Below are 16,738 nucleotides of genomic sequence, written 5' to 3' on the forward strand. Positions count from 1 at the left end.
GGCGGTGACGGTTGTGCGGGTGGGTGGTGGCGGCGGCCGGCTAGAGCAGTTCGGCCAGATCGTTGACCACGATCGTGGCGCCGGCATCGAACAGGGTCTTCCGGCCCGCTCCGCGGTCCACGCCGATGACCGAGTGGAAGCTCCCCGCGCTTCCAGCCTGGACACCGGAGACGGCGTCTTCGACGACGACGCACTCTTCACTGGGAAGTCCCAGCAGCCGTGCGGCGTACTGGTAGGTGGCCGGGCTGGGCTTGCCCGGCAGTCCCTCCGACACCGCGACGACGCCGTCCACCACCACCGGGAAATAGTCCGAGAGCCCGGCGGCCTTCAGCACCGGGACGGCATTGCGGGAGGAGGAGACGACGGCGAGCTTGAGTCCGCGCTTGAGCGCGGCGGCGATGAAGCGGACGGAGCCCTCGAAGGGCTGCACGCCGCCGGCGGCCACGATGTCGTTGAACACCTTGTTCTTGCGGTTGCCGAGGCCGTGCACGGTGTCGTGCGCCGGATCGTCGTCGGCGGGGCCTTCCGGCAGCACGATGTTCCGCGAAGCCAGGAAGTCACGGACGCCGTCGAAGCGGGGCTTGCCGTCGATGTGGTCGAAGTAGTCGCTCTCGCGGTAGCCCGGGGCCTCCGGCACGCTCTTGAGGAAGCCGTCGAAGAGTTCCTGCCAGGCACGCTCGTGCACCACCGCGGTGGGGGTCAGGACGCCGTCGAGGTCGAACAGGATGGCGGAGGCGCCGGCGAGCACGTCTGCCGGTGCGCCGGCGGCGTTGGAGGTCTCAGTCATGGGGCGAATGTCCTTTCAGACGGTGGCGGGGAAAGTCTTGGAAAAGTTGGTGGGCCTCGCGAGTACGGGGGCCTGCCTGCGGGCGGTGGCCGGCATCAGCGTCGGCGGCGGGTGCTCCTGCGCTCGACCAGCTTGGTCTCCAGCAGGTGCGTGGCAAGGGGATTCGGAAGCCCGGGGCGGTGGAGTCTTTCGATCAGCAGGTTGGCGGCGAACGCGCCCTGGTCGGCGACCGGCTGGGCCATCGTGGTGAGCCCGAGGAACCAGCTCATCTGATGATCGTCTATCCCAATGATGGAGACGTTTTTGGGCGCTGACAAACCGAGGTCCCGCAGGGCCATCAGCGCTCCGAACGCGGTCTCGTCGCAGCCGGCGAAAACGGCGGACGGCATCCTGCGGTTCTCGATCAGTTCGGTCATGGCCCGTCGTCCGCCCTCGATGCTGGATCCGGCGTCCAGCACCAGGTCGGGATCAACGGTCAGTTCGTGTTCGGCGAGGGCCATCTCGAAGCCGCGCCGCCGCGCGTCCGCGGTGACCACGGAGCGCTCCCCCGGCTCGCGACCGGCCAGCATCGCCACGTCCCAGTGGCCCAACCCGAGCAGGTGGCCCGTGGCTTGCCGGGCGGCCCCTTCATTGTCGATTCCCACGTTGTCCCACGGGACGCCGTGCATGCCCACGCTCGCGACGGCGAGGCCGGAGGCTTCGACGGCGGCGATTTCGCCGCCGTCGAGGGCAACGTTCAGCAGCAGGACCCCGTCCACCCGCTGGGCCAGCCCGGCCAGGTCGCCGAAGAGCCTGCGCTGCACGCTGGGCCGGTTGCGGAGGCTGATCAGCACGGTGTCGTAGCCGCTGTCAGCGAGGACTTCCTCGGCAGCCTCGACGGCCTGGGCGAAGAACCAGGCCGTCGCGGTGGGGACGATGATCGCCACTGCGCGGGTGGTTCCGCCGGCCAGGCGCGAGGCCGCGGACGATGCCTTATAGCCGAGCTTGGCGGCCGCGTCGGCGACTTTTGCCTGGGCCTTTTCGGACACGTTGGGGAGGTGCCGGAGAGCCCGGGAAACGGTGCAAATGGAGAGCCCGGAGAGGGCTGCGACGTCCTGGATGGTCACGCGTGGAGCCTTAGCCATGCGACACGGGCCTGGACCTTTCTTCCCCCTGCAGTAGTGGGCCGATCAAATTGGCCAAAGTTGAGTGTAAACGCTTATAAATTCGGCGCGCAAGTGGCGGCGGTTTTCCATCGAATGGAATTGCCAGAGGGTACGGAATCCGGCTCCTGAAGGTACGGAATCCGGCTCAGCGCAGCACGTAGTGGCGCAGGAACGCGCCGACATCCACGAGTTCCGCCCGGGAGATCGCGTGGCCCATCCCGGGATAGCTGCGCGCCGTGAGTTGGGTGTTGCGGTGCAGCCATTCCTCGGTGTGTGCCGTGGCGGCGTCGTTGATCACGGGATCCGCCTTGTCGCGCCCCCAAAAGAACGGCGGCCTCGCGTCGAAAGACTCGCTCATGGCCAGCAGTTCGTTGTCCAGCACGAAGCCGGACAGCCCGACGACGGCACGGAACCCCTCCGGCCGCAGCCGCAGCAGGGTGCTCGCCATGGCCATGCCCTGGGAGAAGCCGAGCAGGCTGACGCTGCTGTGCCGCCCCTTGACGGCGTCGATCCAGCTGAAGACCGAGTTCGTGGCGCTGATGACGTCCGCGAAGTCGTGGGTGAGGAAGTAGTCCAGCAGGAACCAGCCGTAGTCATCCCCGATCACCTTCGGCCCGCGCAGGGCGGCGCAGGTGAAGTCGGGCGGCAGGCTGGCAAACAGGTCCGCCATCCGGGTCTCGTCCGTGCCGTAGCCGTGCAACATCACCAGCAGCGGCGTGCCGGCGCGCTCCGGCTCCGGCCTGGACCAGACAACAGTATTCATGGGGCCAGCCTAGCCAGCCCGGCCGGTGGTGCCGCTTGGCGCCACGGCGTCCGCTCCCCGTGTCCAACGCCGGCCCCTGCACCGGTTCCTGCGCCGGTTCCCGCGCCGGTTACCGCGCCGGTTACCGCGCCGGTTACCGGTCCTTGCGCCGGACCCTGCCACGGTTTGCGCTACGGCCCGGGAATTCCGCTACGGATTCGGACAGCTGCACCCCGGATCCGCGCCGCGCTTGCCCGGAGTTGACGCCCTTGTCCGAAAACGCCGCGGAAATGGCCCGATATGGCCCCTCACCTGCGGATTTCCCCGGCGGGGCGCGGCCAAAATCGTTGAAAGGACACGTACCGGGCTGTAGCGTGACGCTGGACAGCATGCTTAGCAATACCTATCGGTCCCACCCGGACAACAAGGAGCAAGTCATGAGAATCGGTTCCTCCATCTTCCTTATCGCCATCGGCGCCATCCTGGCCTGGGCCATCGCGCCCGGCCTGATCCCCAACGTGGACCAGACCATGATCGGTTACATCCTGATGGTGGTCGGCGTCATCGGGCTGGTCGCGTCCCTGATCCTGGCCTCCCCCGGCCGCAGCCGCACCCGCCGTGTCAGCGAGACCCGTTCCGTCGTCGACCCCAACACCGGCGAGACCATCACCCGCAATGAAAGCCGCGACGCCGGCATCTGATCCCCCGGCGCTGCGACGCGCCACCCAACTGACCCGGACGCCGGGCCGGACCTCACAGGTCGGGCCCGGCGTCGGGCGTTTAAGCTGCGGGCCCGGGGAGCTTCCCACGCCCGCCTGGCACGGCCCCGCGTCCGGACATGCCCAACGTCGGGCTTGTCCAATGGACATAGACCTGAACTGTCCATACCCCGGGCCGAGCAATGGACATGCTCCGCCGGGCGAGCGCAGTCCGGACATGCCCACCCCCGGGGTTGGCCAATGGACATAGACCCGAAGTGCCCATTACCGGACCCAGGGAATGGACATATCCCCCGCTCCTGGTCCGCAGGAAATGGACATGTCCAACGGCTGCGGGGAACGAAGCCCGGACATGCCCAGCCTCGGAGGCGGCCGACGGACATAAGCCCGAAATGCCCAAGCCTCGGCCCAGGGAATGGGCATGTCCCCAACTCCGGGCTGCGAAGAATGGGCATGTCCCCTTCAAATCACAGGGGCGGGGCGTGTCCCCGGGCCCTCCGACACCCTCGTCTGCGTTCATGTGGTTTTTCGTTGACAAAGCCACATGAACAAAGATAAAGTCAATCAATTCCACTTCATGTGATGGGGGTCACCGAAGCAGCCGGAAGCCGCAGCACAGGAAATAGCAGCACTCGAGTAAATGTCGCAATGGAGGGCTCGTGTTCGCCGAGGAACGCCAACAACTGATCGTGGAGCTCGTCGCCGCCAGCGGCCGGGCCAGTGTCACCGACCTCGCCGAGCGCTTCAGCATCACCACGGAAACCGTCCGCCGCGACCTGGCCGCCCTTGAGATCGCCGGCACGGTCCGCCGGGTCCACGGCGGCGCTGTCTCCCCCGAGCGCATCAGCACCACGGAAGAGAGCATCCTCGAGCGCACCGTGCAGCGGCAGCCCGAGAAGACCCGGATCGCGGAGGCGGCCCTGGCCCTCATCCCGCGGGGCCGGTCCGGCAGCATCCTGATCGACGCCGGCTCCACCACCGAGGCCCTCGCGGAGCTGCTCGCTGCCCGCACGGCCGCCGCCGGAGCCGCGGCCCCCGGAACCGCGGCCGACGCCGAACTGGTGGTCATCACCCATGCACTGCCCATCGCGGCGAGGCTGTCCGGCGAACCCGGCATCGCCCTGCACCTGCTCGGCGGCAAGGTCCGCGGCCTGACCCAGGCCGCCGTCGGCCAGTCCACTGTCGAAGCTGCCGGGCGGATAAGGCCCGACATCGCGTTCATCGGCACCAACGGTATTTCCGCGGCCTTCGGGCTGAGCACTCCCGATCCTGAAGAAGCTGCCGTCAAGGCCGCCTTCGTCCATTCAGCGCGCCGCATTGTGGTGCTGGCTGATACCTCCAAGCTGGATGCAGAGACGCTGGTCCAGTTCGCCTCCTTGAAAGATCTGGACACCGTGATCACAGACACGAAACCCAGCCCGGCCCTCGCCGAAGCCCTCGCGGACGCCGGAGTGGAGGTGGTGGTCGCATGATCGTCACCCTCACGGCCAACCCCAGCCTGGACCGCACCGTGGCGCTGCCCGGCCCGCTGCTCCGCGGCGAAGTGCAGCGCGCCATTTCCGTCCGGCAGGAGTCCGGCGGCAAGGGAGTCAATGTCTCCCGGGCACTCGTCGCCTCCGGCCTGCAAACCCTTGCCGTGCTGCCGGGAGCGGCTGCGGACCCGGTGCTCGCCGGCCTGCGCGACAGCGAGGTACCGTTCGCCGCCCTGCCCATCGGCGAGCCGCTGCGCAGCAACGTGGCGCTCACCGAGCCCGGCGGCGTCACCACCAAGATCAACGAGCCCGGTCCGGCGCTGAACGGGGAACAGCAGGAGGCGCTGATCGGGCTGCTGCTGGATTCCTCCCGCGGCGCCAGCTGGGTCGTCTTGGCCGGCTCGCTCCCCCCGGGAGTCCCGGTCGACTTCTACGCCACCGTTACCCGGCGGCTGCGGTCCCTGCACGACGGCACCGAGGCACCCCTCATCGCCGTCGACTCCTCCGGCGAACCGCTCGCCGCCGCGATCTCCGGGGACGCCCTGGGGAAACCGGATCTGCTCAAACCCAACGCCGAGGAACTGGCGGAACTGGCTGCCGCGGCCGGGTTCGCCACGGATAAGTCCGCCGAGGAACTCGAGGGTGATCCGGAGGCTGCCGCGGCAGCCGCCGCCGCCGTCGTGCGTTCCGGAGTGGGTGCCGTACTCGCCACCCTCGGTTCCAAGGGTGCGGTGCTTGTGACGGCCGACGGCGCATGGCTGGCCACGCACCCGCCGGTCAAGGCGGTCAGCACGGTCGGCGCCGGCGATTCCTCGCTTGCCGGCTACCTGCTCGCCTCCAGCCAGGGCGCCGCCCCGGCCGATTGCCTGCGTCAGGCGGTGGCCCATGGTGCCGCCGCTGCCTCGCTGCCCGGCTCCACCGTCCCGGCAGTGCATCAAACAACCCCCGCCGCCGTAACCATCACGGCCCTGAAGAAGGATTGACAGTGACCCAGCTCATTACTACCGAACTGGTCGAGCTCGACCAGAATCTAGGCACTACGCCCGAGGACGTGATCCGGCACCTGGCAGGCAGAGTTGCCGCCAACGGACGCGCCACCGAAGTCGAAGGGCTTTTCACGGACGCCTTCGCCCGCGAATCCAAGACCGCCACGGGGGTGCCGGGCGGCATCGCGATCCCGCACTGCCGCTCGACGGCGGTCACGGAAGCGACGCTGGCCATGGCACGGCTGTCCCAGCCGGTCGATTTCGGCGCCAAGGACGGTCCGGCCGACCTGATCTTCTTCATCGCGGCCCCGGAAGGCGCGGACCAGGAGCACCTCAAGCTCCTGTCCAAGCTGGCCCGGTCCCTGATCAAGAAGGACTTCACCGCAGCGCTGCGGGCAGCCGCCACGCAGGGCGAGGTCGTGGAGCTTGTCGAGGGCGCGCTGGCGGACAAGCCCGCCAGCCACGCCGCCGACGTCCCGGCCGACACTGCCGCTCCGGCAGCGGCCGGCTCAACCGCGGCAGCGCCGGCGGCCCCCGGGACTCCCCGCACCAAGCGCCTCGTCGCCGTCACGGCGTGCCCCACCGGCATCGCCCACACCTACATGGCCGCCGACTCGCTCGTGGCTGCGGCCAAGGAAGTCGGCATCGACCTGCAGGTGGAGACGCAGGGTTCCTCGGGCGCGAAGGCCCTCGACCCGGCCGTGATCGCCGCGGCCGACGCCGTCATCTTCGCCGTCGACGTCGACGTCCGCGGCAAGGAGCGTTTCGCCGGCAAGCCGGTCATCAACGCCCCGGTCAAGCGTGGCATCGACGAGCCGGACAAGATGGTCCAGGAAGCCCTCGCCGCGGCCGACAACCCCAACGCCCGGCGCGTGCCGCACTTCGGCGCCGAGGAACAGGCCCAGCACGAGGCCGAGGAAAAGGGCGAGCACATCGGCCAGAAGCTCAAGAAAGCCCTGCTCACCGGCGTCAGCTACATGATCCCGTTCGTGGCCGGCGGCGGCCTGCTGATCGCCCTCGGCTTCCTGATGGGCGGCTACCTGATCACGAAGTACGCGGACACGATCGTGGTGCAGAACAGCCTGTTCAACCTGCCAACCGAGTTCCCGGACAACGCCTGGGGCCCGCTTGGCGCCTACATCGGGGCCGTGCTGTTCAAGATCGGCGCGCTGTCGCTGGGCTTCCTGGTCCCGGCCCTGGCCGGCTACATCGCCTACGCCATCGCCGACCGCCCGGGCATCGCACCGGGCTTCGTCTCCGGTGCCGTGGCCGGGTTCATGGGGGCCGGCTTCCTCGGCGGTATCGTCGGCGGCCTGCTCGCCGGCTACATCGCCCTCGTGATCGGCCGCTTGCAGGTGCCCCGCTGGCTGCGCGGCCTGATGCCGGTGGTTATCATCCCGCTGCTGGCCTCGATCGTCGCCTCCGGACTGATGTTCCTGATCCTCGGCGGCCCGATCGTCGCCATCACCAAGGGCCTGAACACCTGGCTCTCGGGCCTGACCGGCGCCGGCGCGATCGCCCTCGGCGTGATCCTCGGACTCATGATGTGCTTCGACCTCGGCGGCCCCGTCAACAAGGTTGCCTACTCCTTCGCCGTCGCCGGGCTGGGCGCCGCATCGCTGGATAACCAGGCGCCGTGGCAGATCATGGCGGCCGTAATGGCCTCCGGCATGGTGCCGCCGCTGGCCATGGCCCTCGCTTCCACCGTCCTGAACAAGAAGCTCTTCAGCCTCGCCGAACAGGAAAACGGAAAGGCGGCCTGGCTGCTCGGGGCGTCGTTCATCTCGGAAGGGGCCATCCCCTTCGCCGCAGCAGACCCGCTGCGCGTCATCCCCGCCAGCATGGTGGGCGGCGCGGTGACCGGCGCCATTTCGATGGCGGCCGGCGTCGGCTCGAAGGCACCGCACGGCGGCATCTTCGTTTTCTTCGCGATCGACAACTTCCTGATGTTTGTCGTCTCGATCGCAGTCGGCACGGTGGTCACCGCGCTGTCCGTGATCGCACTCAAGCGCTGGGCAGTCAAGAAGACCGTTGATACGGTTGAACCGGTTCCCGTAACCGTCTGAGCCGGTCCACCACAGACCTTCCCAAGCTGATAATCCAAAGCTGAATCCAAGGAGCAGAAATGACCGAACGTAACGCCACCATTGCCAGCCGCGTAGGGCTGCATGCCCGCCCGGCCGCCATCTTTGCCGAGGCTGCAGGCGAGTTCGATCTCGAAATCACCATCGCCCGGCTCGGCGAACCGGAGGACGAGGCCATGGACGCCGCCAGCATCCTGTCCCTGATGAGCCTGGGCGCATCGCACGGCGAGGTTGTGGTGTTGCGTGCCGAGGGCGACGGCGCCGACGCCGCCCTGGACCGCCTCGTCCAGATCCTCGAGACGGACCACGACGCCGAATAGCGCCAGCAGCGCGGACGGCGGCCCGGCAGCACCCACGGGGTGGTGCCGGGCCGCCGTCGTTTCCGGGCGCACCCGCGCCGGAAACGCTTCATAAGGGGCCTTAGTAGATGCTTGTTTTCCCCGGCGGGCGTCGATAGCTTGGGAATCGTGGTTGCCGCCCCGGGCAGCCGCCAGGACCAGCTCCCGGCCTCAAGGAGACGAACCATGGCAAGCGTGCAAGAGAGCATTGACGTCGACGTCCCCGTGTCGACCGCATACAACCAGTGGACCCAGTTCGAGACCTTCCCGGAATTCATGAAGGGCGTCGAGGCGGTGGAGCAGATCGACGAGACCTCGCTCCAGTTCCGGACCGACATCGCCGGGGTGCGGCGCGACTACCTCGCCCAGATCACCGCGCAGACCCCGGACCGCAGGATCGCCTGGGTCAGCCAGGACAAACCGCGCAATGCGGGCACCGTCACCTTTGAATCCCTCGGCGCCGAGCGCACCCGCGTCAGCGTCGAACTTGAGTGGGAGCCCGAGGGCGTGGTGGAGAAGACCGGCTCCGCGCTGGGTGCGGACAGCCGCCAGGTCAGCGCCGACCTCGGCCGTTTCAAGGAGTTCATCGAGTCCCGCGGCATCGAGACCGGCGAATGGCGCTCCTCCGTGGACCGCGGCGAGGTCGACGACGTCGTCCCCGCCGATGCTGTTGTCCCGGCCGATCCGGCTGATACTGCCGACGGCGGTCCGCGGTAGCCATGCCTGCGGAAAATGGTGCGCCGCAGGGTTCCGAGAGCCCCAGCATCAAGGACCCGGAACTTTATGAAGCGCTGTTGGAGGACGGCGCCTCGAAGCAGAAGGCAGCCCGCGTCTCCAACGCGGCGGCCAAGCGGGGCAGGTCATCGGTGGGCCGCAAGGGCGGCAAGTCCGGCGACTATGAGGACTGGACCGTCCCGCAGTTGAGGGAAAAGGCCAAGGAGATCGGCCTGAAGGGCTATTCAGCGAAGAAGAAGAGCGAACTGATCTCCGCTCTGCGGAATTCCTGAGCCGATGACGCCACAAGCGCGGGGGGCGAACCCGGACGCGGGCTCAGGCGCCCTTGCGCGCAGCCCCCTTCGCGGCGGTGGTTTTAGACGCTGTGGTTTTAGACGCTGTGGTCTTGGACGCTGTGGTCTTGGCGGCGGCCGCCCTGGAGGCGGTTCTGGAGGCGGTCCCCGTCCCGCCGGCACCGCCGGAGGCGGCCTTTGCAGTGGACTTGGCCGCGACCTTCGGAGCCGTCTTGGACCCGGGCTTCCTGGCCGGCGCAGCTTTCGTCTTGCTGCCGGCCGCCGCTCCGGCGGTTGCGCCGTCGTCGTCGCCACCGCCCGCGGCCGCTCCGCGCTTTCGCTCGATGCTGCGCTTCAGCGCGTCCATCAGGTCGATCACCTCACCGGTTCCGGCTTCCGCCGCCGGAGCACCGAAGGTCTCCTCCGTGTCCAGCGACTCGCCCTGTTCGATCTTCGCGTCGATCAGCTGCCGCAGTTGGAGCTGATAGTCGTCCGTGAACTGCTCCGGTTCGAAGTCGGCCGCCATCGAGTCCACCAGGGCCGCGGACATTTCCCGTTCCTGAGCCGAGATCCGGACGCTCGTCTCGAGCGCGGGGAAGCTCGCCTCGCGCACCTCGTCCGCCCACAGCAGCCCCTGCAGCACGAGTACGTCGCCGCGGATCCGCAGCGCCCCCAGCCGGGTCTTTTCCCGCAGTGCGAACTGGACGATCGCCACCCGGTCGGTGTCCTCCAGGGCCCGGCGCAGCAGCACGTAGGCCTTGGGCGACTTCGCGTCCGGTTCCAGGTAGTAGCTCTTCTCGAACATCATCGGGTCCAGCTGCTCGGCGGGCACGAACTGCACCACCTCGATCTCGTGGCTATTCTCCGCGGGGATCGACTTGAGCTCCTCACGGCTGAGGATCACCGTCCGGCCCTCGTCCTCGTAGGCCTTGTCGATGTCCTCGTAGTCGATGATCTTGCTGCAGATCTCACACCGGCGCTGGTAACGGATCCGGCCGCCGTCGGCGTTGTGGACCTGATGCAGGCTGATGTCGTGGTCCTCGGTCGCGCTGTAGACCTTGACCGGCACGTTGACCAGCCCGAACGCTATTGCGCCTTTCCAGATGGCTCTCATGGCTCAAGTGAACACCAGAGCCGCACGGAGGTGAAGTGTTTTGGCTGACAGCAAGGAACGCGTCCGGGTCGACGGCCGGGAACTGGTGCTGACCAACCTGGACAAGGTGATGTACCCGGAGACCGGGACCACCAAGGCCGATGTGCTCGCCTACTACGCCGCGGTGGCGTCCGTGCTGATCCCGGCAGCGGCGAACCGACCGGCCACCCGGAAGCGCTGGGTCCACGGCGTCGGGACCGCGGAGGCGCCCGGCGAGATGTTCTTCCAGAAGAACCTGGACCACTCCACGCCGGGCTGGGTGCCGCGCGCGTCCATCACGCACAAGGAGCGGACCATCCAGTACCCACTGGTCAACGATCCGGCCACGCTCACCTGGCTGGCCCAGATTGCGGCGCTGGAGATCCACGTGCCGCAGTGGCGGGTGGATTCGCACGGCAACGCCCTGCCCCCGGATCGGCTGGTGCTGGACTTGGATCCCGGGGACGGTGCAGGACTCGCCGAATGCGTGGAAGTCGCCAAACTGGCGCGCAGCATCCTGCAGGACGTGGGCCTGGAGCCCGTGCCCGTGACCAGCGGCAGCAAAGGCATCCACCTCTACGCCGCGCTGGACGGCTCGCAGAGCTCGGACCAGGTCTCGGAGTTTGCCCACGAACTGGCCCGGGCACTGGAGGCCGACCACCCGGATTTGGCGGTCAGCGACATGAAGAAGACCCTGCGCACCGGCAAGGTGCTGGTGGACTGGAGCCAGAACAGCGCCGCGAAGACCACCATCGTGCCCTACTCGCTCCGGGGCAGGCTCCGTCCCACTGTTGCGGCGCCGCGAACCTGGCGGGAGCTCGGCGCGCCTTCGCTGCACCAGCTCGACTACCTGGAGGTGATGAAGCGGGTGAAGGCGGGCAAGGACCCGTTCGCGGTCATCTCCGGGGCCGGGCACGCCGGTGCTCCACACGGCGCGCCGGCGGCCGGCGCCGGGGGCACGCCCGGATCCGACGGCCCAACCGCCGGCGACGGCGGCGACACCGACCCCCGGCTGGAGACCTACCGCACCAAGCGGGACGCGGCCGCCACGCCGGAGCCGTTCACGGCCCAACAGCACCGCAGCAGGACCGACGGCGGCACGCTCCGGGAGAGTTTCGTGATCCAGGAACACCACGCCAGCCGGCTGCATTTCGACTTCCGCCTCGAGCGCGACGGCGTGCTGGTGTCCTGGGCGCTGCCCAAGGGTGTGCCAACCACCAAGGCCAAAAACCACCTCGCCGTCCAGACCGAGGACCACCCGATGGACTACGCGGACTTTGAGGGGACCATCCCCAAGGGCCAGTACGGGGCGGGCACGGTCAGCATCTGGGACCGCGGGCACTACGAGTGCGAAAAATGGATCGCGGGCAAGGAAGTCATCGCCACCCTCACCGGCCAGGAGGGCGGGGGGCTGGGCGGCACCCGGAGGTTCGCGCTGATCCACACCGGCCAGGCCAACGATCAATGGCTCATCCACCTGATGGACACGCCCGATGCCGGTCACGGCAACCAACCCGCCGCGGAGCGGCCCCTGCCGGCGACTGAAGACCGCCCGGCTGACTTGACCCCCGCCCCGGACCCGGCGGAGCTCTCGCCGATGCTGGCCAGCGCGGGAACCCCTGCCGACCTGGCCGACAAGGACTGGCAGTTCGAGCTGAAATGGGACGGCATCCGGGCCCTGGTCCTGGGCGACGCTCAACGGATCCGGCTGATCAGCCGCAACGGCAACGACATGTCATCCAGCTACCCGGAGCTGACGGACCGCTCCTGCTGGCCGCCGCAGGAGTTCGCCGCCGACGGCGAGATCATCGCCGTCGGACCGGCCGGCAAGCCCGATTTCGGGCTTCTGCAGGGGCGGATGAAACTGAGCAAGGCCGCCGACGTGGCGAAGGCGCAGGCCTCCACCCCGGTGCGCCTGATGCTCTTCGACCTGCTCACCGAGGGCGGCGAGGACCTCCGGCGGCGCCCCCTCCGGGAGCGGCGGAACCGCCTCGAAACCTTCTTCCGGGACGGCGCCCGGGACGGCGCCTGCCCGGTGGAACTCTCCGAGGTGATCGACGCCGAAGTGGGGCACATCCTGGAAAGCGCGGAGGAGCTGGGGCTGGAGGGCGTGATGGCCAAGCGCACCGGCGGACGCTACGTCGGGCAGCGGAGCCGGTCCTGGCTCAAGCTCAAGTTCGAGAAGACCCAGGAAGTGGTGGTGGGCGGCTGGCGGCCCGGAAACGGCGGGCGCCGCGACTCGGTCGGTTCACTGCTGCTGGGCATCCCGGACGGGGCGAAACTGCGCTACGTGGGCCGGGTGGGCAGCGGGTTCAGCAGCCGCGAACTCCGGGAACTGCGTCAGCAGCTCGATGCCATCCCACGCAAGACCTCGCCCTTCGCCGAGGTCCCGGCGGAAGATGCCTCCGACGCCCGGTGGGTGTCCGCCAGGCTGGTCGGCGAGGTCACCTTCGGCGACTGGACCGGAGGGGGCAAGCTCCGCCACCCGGTCTGGCGCGGCTGGCGCCTGGACAAGACACCGGCCGATGTCGTCGTCGAACATAAGTGAGGGCCCGCCGTGGCGGGCCCTCATGGTTCTTAGTCGTGATGGGGGATCTGCGGCCGGCTTTGCCGGTGGATGGCCGCGTCTGCCACTTGCTGTCCCTGTTGCCCGCGGACCACGTCCCGGTCCTTGGGGTGGCGGTGCTTCCCGCTGCCGTCCGGCCACTCATGGCCGTCGGCGGGCGAGGGCGGTTCCGGTCGCTTGCTCTCCGGCCCGGGAACCTCGTCCATGGACTCCGCAAGGTGACTCGCAACCTCAGGCTCGATCTCTTCGTTCGAGTGATGATCCGCCATGGCTCTTCCTTTCTGCGATGAAATGAAGCGTCCCCCAATCGTAGGTCGGCGCCGGTGAGATGTCTCTAGGTCCTACCAGCGGACTTTCTTCTGCGCGGGGCCCTGCTTGCCGCTGGCGTGGGTGGGCTTGTGGCTGCGGCCGACGCTCTGCAGGCCGGCGCCGCCGCGGGATTTGCTGGCAAGCATTTCCTTCTGGGCATCCGTGAGGCGGGACTTAACGCCCTGCTCGGGTTTTGGCGCGGCCTGGGGTTCCTCGCGGCCGCGTTCTTCCGCGCCCGGGGCCCCGGGCTCTTCGTGCTTGCCGGATTTGTCAGTCATGGAAGGCGCTCCTCGGCTCGGCGTGTGTTGGCACTGGCGGTGGCTCCACCATAGGCAGTTTCCGCGCGTCTTGAACAGAGCCGGGGACGGCCCGCTGCCGGCCGGAACGGGGGCGGAAAGGGGCCCAAACGGGCCGGCTTGGAAAAAACTTCCCCAAAAATTCCGGAATGTGGCTTCTTCCTAGGAACGGCGCGGCGAAACCGCACCCCGGATCGGGGCAGATGGCACCGCATTGGCACCGGAATCGGCTGATCATACGCCACCGGAATCGGAAATGCCATGGAAATCCCGTAAAATTGAAAGCCTGCCCGGAGCGGGGCAGCTACAAGTCGCAAGCAAATGATCTCCCTAGGAGCTTTCCAAATGCCCACAGACCGAAGCACGACCGACTCTTCAGCAGGCGTTATTCACGCCGGCGGAACCAACCAAGGCGCACCCCGGGGCGCCAAGAAACCACGGCTTCGTCGCCGTCGACTCCGCGAGTCCGACGTCAACGTCGTCGACCAGCCGATGCTTAAGAAGGCGCTAGGCGGCACCATCGTGGGTAACACCATGGAATGGTACGACGTCGGCGTGTTCGGCTACCTGATCACCACCATGGGACCGGTGTTCCTGCCGGAGGCGGACAAGTCCGTCCAGACCCTCTTCCTGCTCGGCACCTTCGCCGCCACCTTCATCGCCCGCCCCCTCGGCGGCGTCGTGTTCGGCTGGCTTGGCGACAAGATCGGCCGGCAGAAGGTCCTCGCCGCGACCCTCATGATCATGGCGGCCAGCACCTTCGCCGTCGGCCTCCTGCCCGGCTACGCCCAGATTGGCATCTGGGCCGCAGTCCTGCTGGTCCTGTTCAAGGTCATCCAGGGCTTCTCCACCGGCGGCGAGTACGCCGGTGCCACGACCTTCGTGAGCGAATACGCCCCGGACAAACGGCGCGGCTTCTTCGCCAGCTTCTTGGACATGGGCAGCTACCTCGGCTTCGCCGCCGGCGCCGCGCTCGTTTCCGTGCTGCAGCTGACCCTCGGCCAGGACACCATGGAGCAGTGGGGCTGGCGTATTCCGTTCCTGCTGGCCGGTCCGTTGGGCCTGATCGCTGTTTACTTCCGGAGCAAGATCGAGGAATCCCCCCAGTTCCAGGCCACCCTGGATGCCCAGGAGAACCTCGCCAAGGACGCCACCGCCGCTGACACGTCTGCGTCCAAGGGACCGGTGGGCATTGTGAAGGCCTACTGGCGCTCCATCATCGTCGCAATGATCCTGGTAGCCGCAGCCAACACCGCCGGCTACGCCCTGACGTCGTACATGCCGACCTATCTGACCGAGTCCAAGGGCTACGACGAGGTGCACGGGACCCTGCTGACCATCCCTGTGCTGGTCATCATGAGCCTGTGCATCCCGCTGACCGGCAAGCTCTCCGACCGGATCGGCCGCCGCCCCGTGCTGTGGATCGGTGCCATCAGCACCGTCGTCCTGGCCACCCCGGCATGCCTGCTGATCGGCGTCGGTGAGATCTGGTCCACGCTGGCCGGCCTCGCCCTGATCGCCTTCCCGGTGACGTTCTACGTGGCCAACCTGGCGTCGGCCCTGCCGGCCCAGTTCCCGACGGCCAGCCGCTATGGCGCCATGGGCATCGCGTACAACTTCTCGGTGGCCATCTTCGGCGGAACCACCCCGTTCATCGTCGCCGCCCTGATCAACGCCACCGGCAACGACATGATGCCGGCTTACTACCTGATGGCCACTTCGGCGATCGGCGCCGTGGCGATCTACTTCCTCAAGGAATCCGCCCAGATGCCGCTGCCGGGCTCCATGCCGAGCGTGGACACCCAGGCCGAGGCCCGGGAACTGGTCGCGACGCAGGATGAGAACCCGCTGATCGACCTTGAGCACATGGATATGCCGCTCACCTCGGCCGAAGCAGCCGACGGGGACGCCGGGAAGATTCCCGCCCGCGCCTAGTCCAGGCCCGCCGGTCCGGACCGCGTAGCCCAGCGCCCCGCCCGTAGAGGCCTGTCCCGCACGCTTTTCCATTGGGGGAAGCGCGCGGGGCAGGCCTCTGGCGCGTCCCCAGCCCCCACTCACCCGCAACCCCAGGAGGTCCGCGTGCAGTCCCTGTTGCGGCATGTCCGTGTTTTGCACCGGCTTGGCCCGGCGAACCGAGACAGCGTCTCCGCGCTGCGCGTCGCCGTCGGTGTGGCGGTCCCTTCGCTGGTGCTGCTCGCCGCCGGGCGCCCGGACCTCATCATCTACGCCGTGTTCGGCGCCCTCACCGGGATGTACGGCCGCTCCGAACCCCACCAGCTCAGGCTCAAGCACCAGCTTCAGGCGGCCTTCGTCCTGGTCGGCGGCCTGGGAGTCGGCGTGGCGCTCTCGGTGAACCACCTCCATTCGTGGACTCTCGTGGCCGTGGAAGCGACCCTCGCGGCCGCCGGATCACTCTTCGCGGACAAGGTCGGGCTCACGCCCAACGGCCCGTTCTTTGGCATCCTGGCGTTGGGTGCCTGCGCCTCCATTCCCACCGCGGTGCCGTGGCAACTCGCCCTGCTGATCGGTGCGGCGTCCGCCGCCTTCTCCATGGCGGTCGGATTCGGCGGCTGGGTCCGCGGCCGGGCCTGGGAGCGCGGCGCCGCCCGCGTTGTGCCGCCGCTGCGCGGGATCCGCCGTCGGGCCGCCTGGATCCACGCGGCCCGGTACCTGGCCGCGGTAGCAGCCGCCGGCAGCGTCGGGGTGCTCAGCGGCAGCGCGCACCCGCACTGGGCGATGGCCGCCGCGGCGGTACCCCTGGCGGGCGCGGACCTGCCCAGCAGCGTCTACCGCGGGCTGCACCGGATCGTCGGCACCCTGCTGGGCCTGGTCGTGGTGGCCGTGGTGCTGTTTCCGTGGGCGGGCTCGCCGCTGCGGCTCTTCCCCGGCCACGAGACCGCCGTCCTGGCGGTGCTGGTGATCGTCCTGCAATTCACCACCGAGCTCTTCATGGCACGGCACTACGGGCTCGCGATGGTGTCATTCACGCCCGTCATCCTGCTGATGACACAACTGGCGTTCCCCGCCGATCCCCGGTTCCTCGTGGCCGAACGGGCGGTGGAGACCCTGATCGGCGCGTGCACCGGCATCGCCGTCGTGGTTCTGATCCGGCGCCGGCGGCCGCTGGCCGCGACGCCGGACGCGTAGCCCGGCTG

At 68.5% G+C, this 16,738-nt stretch carries 16 protein-coding genes; 10 read left to right on the forward strand and 6 right to left on the reverse strand.

Going from position 1 to position 16,738, the window contains the following annotated elements; all coding sequences use genetic code 11:
• Window positions 1-40: 40 nt before the first annotated feature.
• The 3 genes from AC1DBL_RS09865 to AC1DBL_RS09875 all read right to left on the reverse strand — a co-directional run bounded on the left by AC1DBL_RS09865 (window position 41) and on the right by AC1DBL_RS09875 (window position 2,695).
• Entirely contained in the window at window positions 41-787 is a 747-nt protein-coding gene (locus AC1DBL_RS09865) for an HAD family hydrolase (RefSeq protein ID WP_476926015.1), read from the reverse strand.
• 95 nt (window positions 788-882) lie between these two features.
• The gene (locus tag AC1DBL_RS09870) at window positions 883-1,893 is read right to left on the reverse strand and encodes a LacI family DNA-binding transcriptional regulator (RefSeq protein ID WP_476926016.1); all 1,011 of its coding nucleotides are present in this window, start codon (window positions 1,891-1,893) and stop codon (window positions 883-885) included.
• Window positions 1,894-2,077: 184 nt separating this feature from the next.
• Window positions 2,078-2,695: an alpha/beta hydrolase gene (locus AC1DBL_RS09875; RefSeq protein ID WP_441418079.1), complete on the reverse strand. Its 618-nt coding sequence runs from the start codon at window positions 2,693-2,695 to the stop codon at window positions 2,078-2,080.
• Window positions 2,696-3,111: 416 nt separating this feature from the next.
• On the opposite strand from AC1DBL_RS09875, the gene AC1DBL_RS09880 reads away from it, so the two are divergent.
• The 7 genes from AC1DBL_RS09880 to AC1DBL_RS09910 all read left to right on the forward strand — a co-directional run bounded on the left by AC1DBL_RS09880 (window position 3,112) and on the right by AC1DBL_RS09910 (window position 9,280).
• A complete protein-coding gene (locus tag AC1DBL_RS09880; protein WP_138767724.1) occupies window positions 3,112-3,375 on the forward strand; it encodes a DUF6458 family protein in 264 nt (87 codons plus the stop codon).
• A 677-nt stretch (window positions 3,376-4,052) separates the two neighbouring features.
• A complete protein-coding gene (locus AC1DBL_RS09885; protein WP_441418080.1) occupies window positions 4,053-4,865 on the forward strand; it encodes a DeoR/GlpR family DNA-binding transcription regulator in 813 nt (270 codons plus the stop codon).
• Entirely contained in the window at window positions 4,862-5,848 is a 987-nt protein-coding gene (locus AC1DBL_RS09890) for a 1-phosphofructokinase family hexose kinase (RefSeq protein ID WP_441418081.1), read from the forward strand. Before AC1DBL_RS09885 ends, AC1DBL_RS09890 begins: the two co-directional genes overlap by 4 nt.
• A 2-nt stretch (window positions 5,849-5,850) precedes the next feature.
• On the forward strand, window positions 5,851-7,917 hold the full coding sequence (locus AC1DBL_RS09895; protein WP_441418082.1) for a PTS fructose transporter subunit IIABC: 2,067 nt from the start codon (window positions 5,851-5,853) through the stop codon (window positions 7,915-7,917).
• A gap of 59 nt (window positions 7,918-7,976) precedes the next feature.
• On the forward strand, window positions 7,977-8,255 hold the full coding sequence (locus tag AC1DBL_RS09900; protein WP_138767728.1) for an HPr family phosphocarrier protein: 279 nt from the start codon (window positions 7,977-7,979) through the stop codon (window positions 8,253-8,255).
• A gap of 204 nt (window positions 8,256-8,459) precedes the next feature.
• Window positions 8,460-8,990: an SRPBCC family protein gene (locus AC1DBL_RS09905; protein ID WP_476926017.1), complete on the forward strand. Its 531-nt coding sequence runs from the start codon at window positions 8,460-8,462 to the stop codon at window positions 8,988-8,990.
• A gap of 2 nt (window positions 8,991-8,992) precedes the next feature.
• On the forward strand, window positions 8,993-9,280 hold the full coding sequence (locus AC1DBL_RS09910) for a DUF7218 family protein (protein ID WP_441418084.1): 288 nt from the start codon (window positions 8,993-8,995) through the stop codon (window positions 9,278-9,280).
• Window positions 9,281-9,323: 43 nt separating this feature from the next.
• Here the strand turns inward: AC1DBL_RS09910 and ku are convergent, their stop codons facing one another.
• The gene (gene ku, locus AC1DBL_RS09915) at window positions 9,324-10,394 is read right to left on the reverse strand and encodes a non-homologous end joining protein Ku (protein WP_476926018.1); all 1,071 of its coding nucleotides are present in this window, start codon (window positions 10,392-10,394) and stop codon (window positions 9,324-9,326) included.
• A 40-nt stretch (window positions 10,395-10,434) separates the two neighbouring features.
• Here ku and AC1DBL_RS09920 point away from each other — a divergent pair, with 40 nt between their 5' ends.
• Window positions 10,435-12,960 (forward strand): ATP-dependent DNA ligase, encoded by a 2,526-nt coding sequence (locus AC1DBL_RS09920; RefSeq protein WP_476926019.1) that lies wholly within the window; start codon window positions 10,435-10,437, stop codon window positions 12,958-12,960.
• A 29-nt stretch (window positions 12,961-12,989) separates the two neighbouring features.
• Here the strand turns inward: AC1DBL_RS09920 and AC1DBL_RS09925 are convergent, their stop codons facing one another.
• A complete protein-coding gene (locus tag AC1DBL_RS09925; protein WP_441418087.1) occupies window positions 12,990-13,247 on the reverse strand; it encodes a hypothetical protein in 258 nt (85 codons plus the stop codon).
• Between the two features lie 72 nt (window positions 13,248-13,319).
• The gene (locus AC1DBL_RS09930) at window positions 13,320-13,565 is read right to left on the reverse strand and encodes a hypothetical protein (RefSeq protein ID WP_441418088.1); all 246 of its coding nucleotides are present in this window, start codon (window positions 13,563-13,565) and stop codon (window positions 13,320-13,322) included.
• 363 nt (window positions 13,566-13,928) lie between these two features.
• Here AC1DBL_RS09930 and AC1DBL_RS09935 point away from each other — a divergent pair, with 363 nt between their 5' ends.
• Complete coding sequence (locus tag AC1DBL_RS09935; RefSeq protein ID WP_476926020.1) at window positions 13,929-15,518, forward strand: MFS transporter; 1,590 nt, start codon at window positions 13,929-13,931, stop codon at window positions 15,516-15,518.
• A gap of 144 nt (window positions 15,519-15,662) precedes the next feature.
• Window positions 15,663-16,730, forward strand: a complete 1,068-nt coding sequence (locus tag AC1DBL_RS09940) for an FUSC family protein (RefSeq protein WP_476926021.1) — start codon at window positions 15,663-15,665, stop codon at window positions 16,728-16,730.
• The last annotated feature ends 8 nt before the right edge of the window (window positions 16,731-16,738 follow it).

The sequence above is a fragment of the Arthrobacter sp. 10T44 genome (assembly GCF_056393885.1).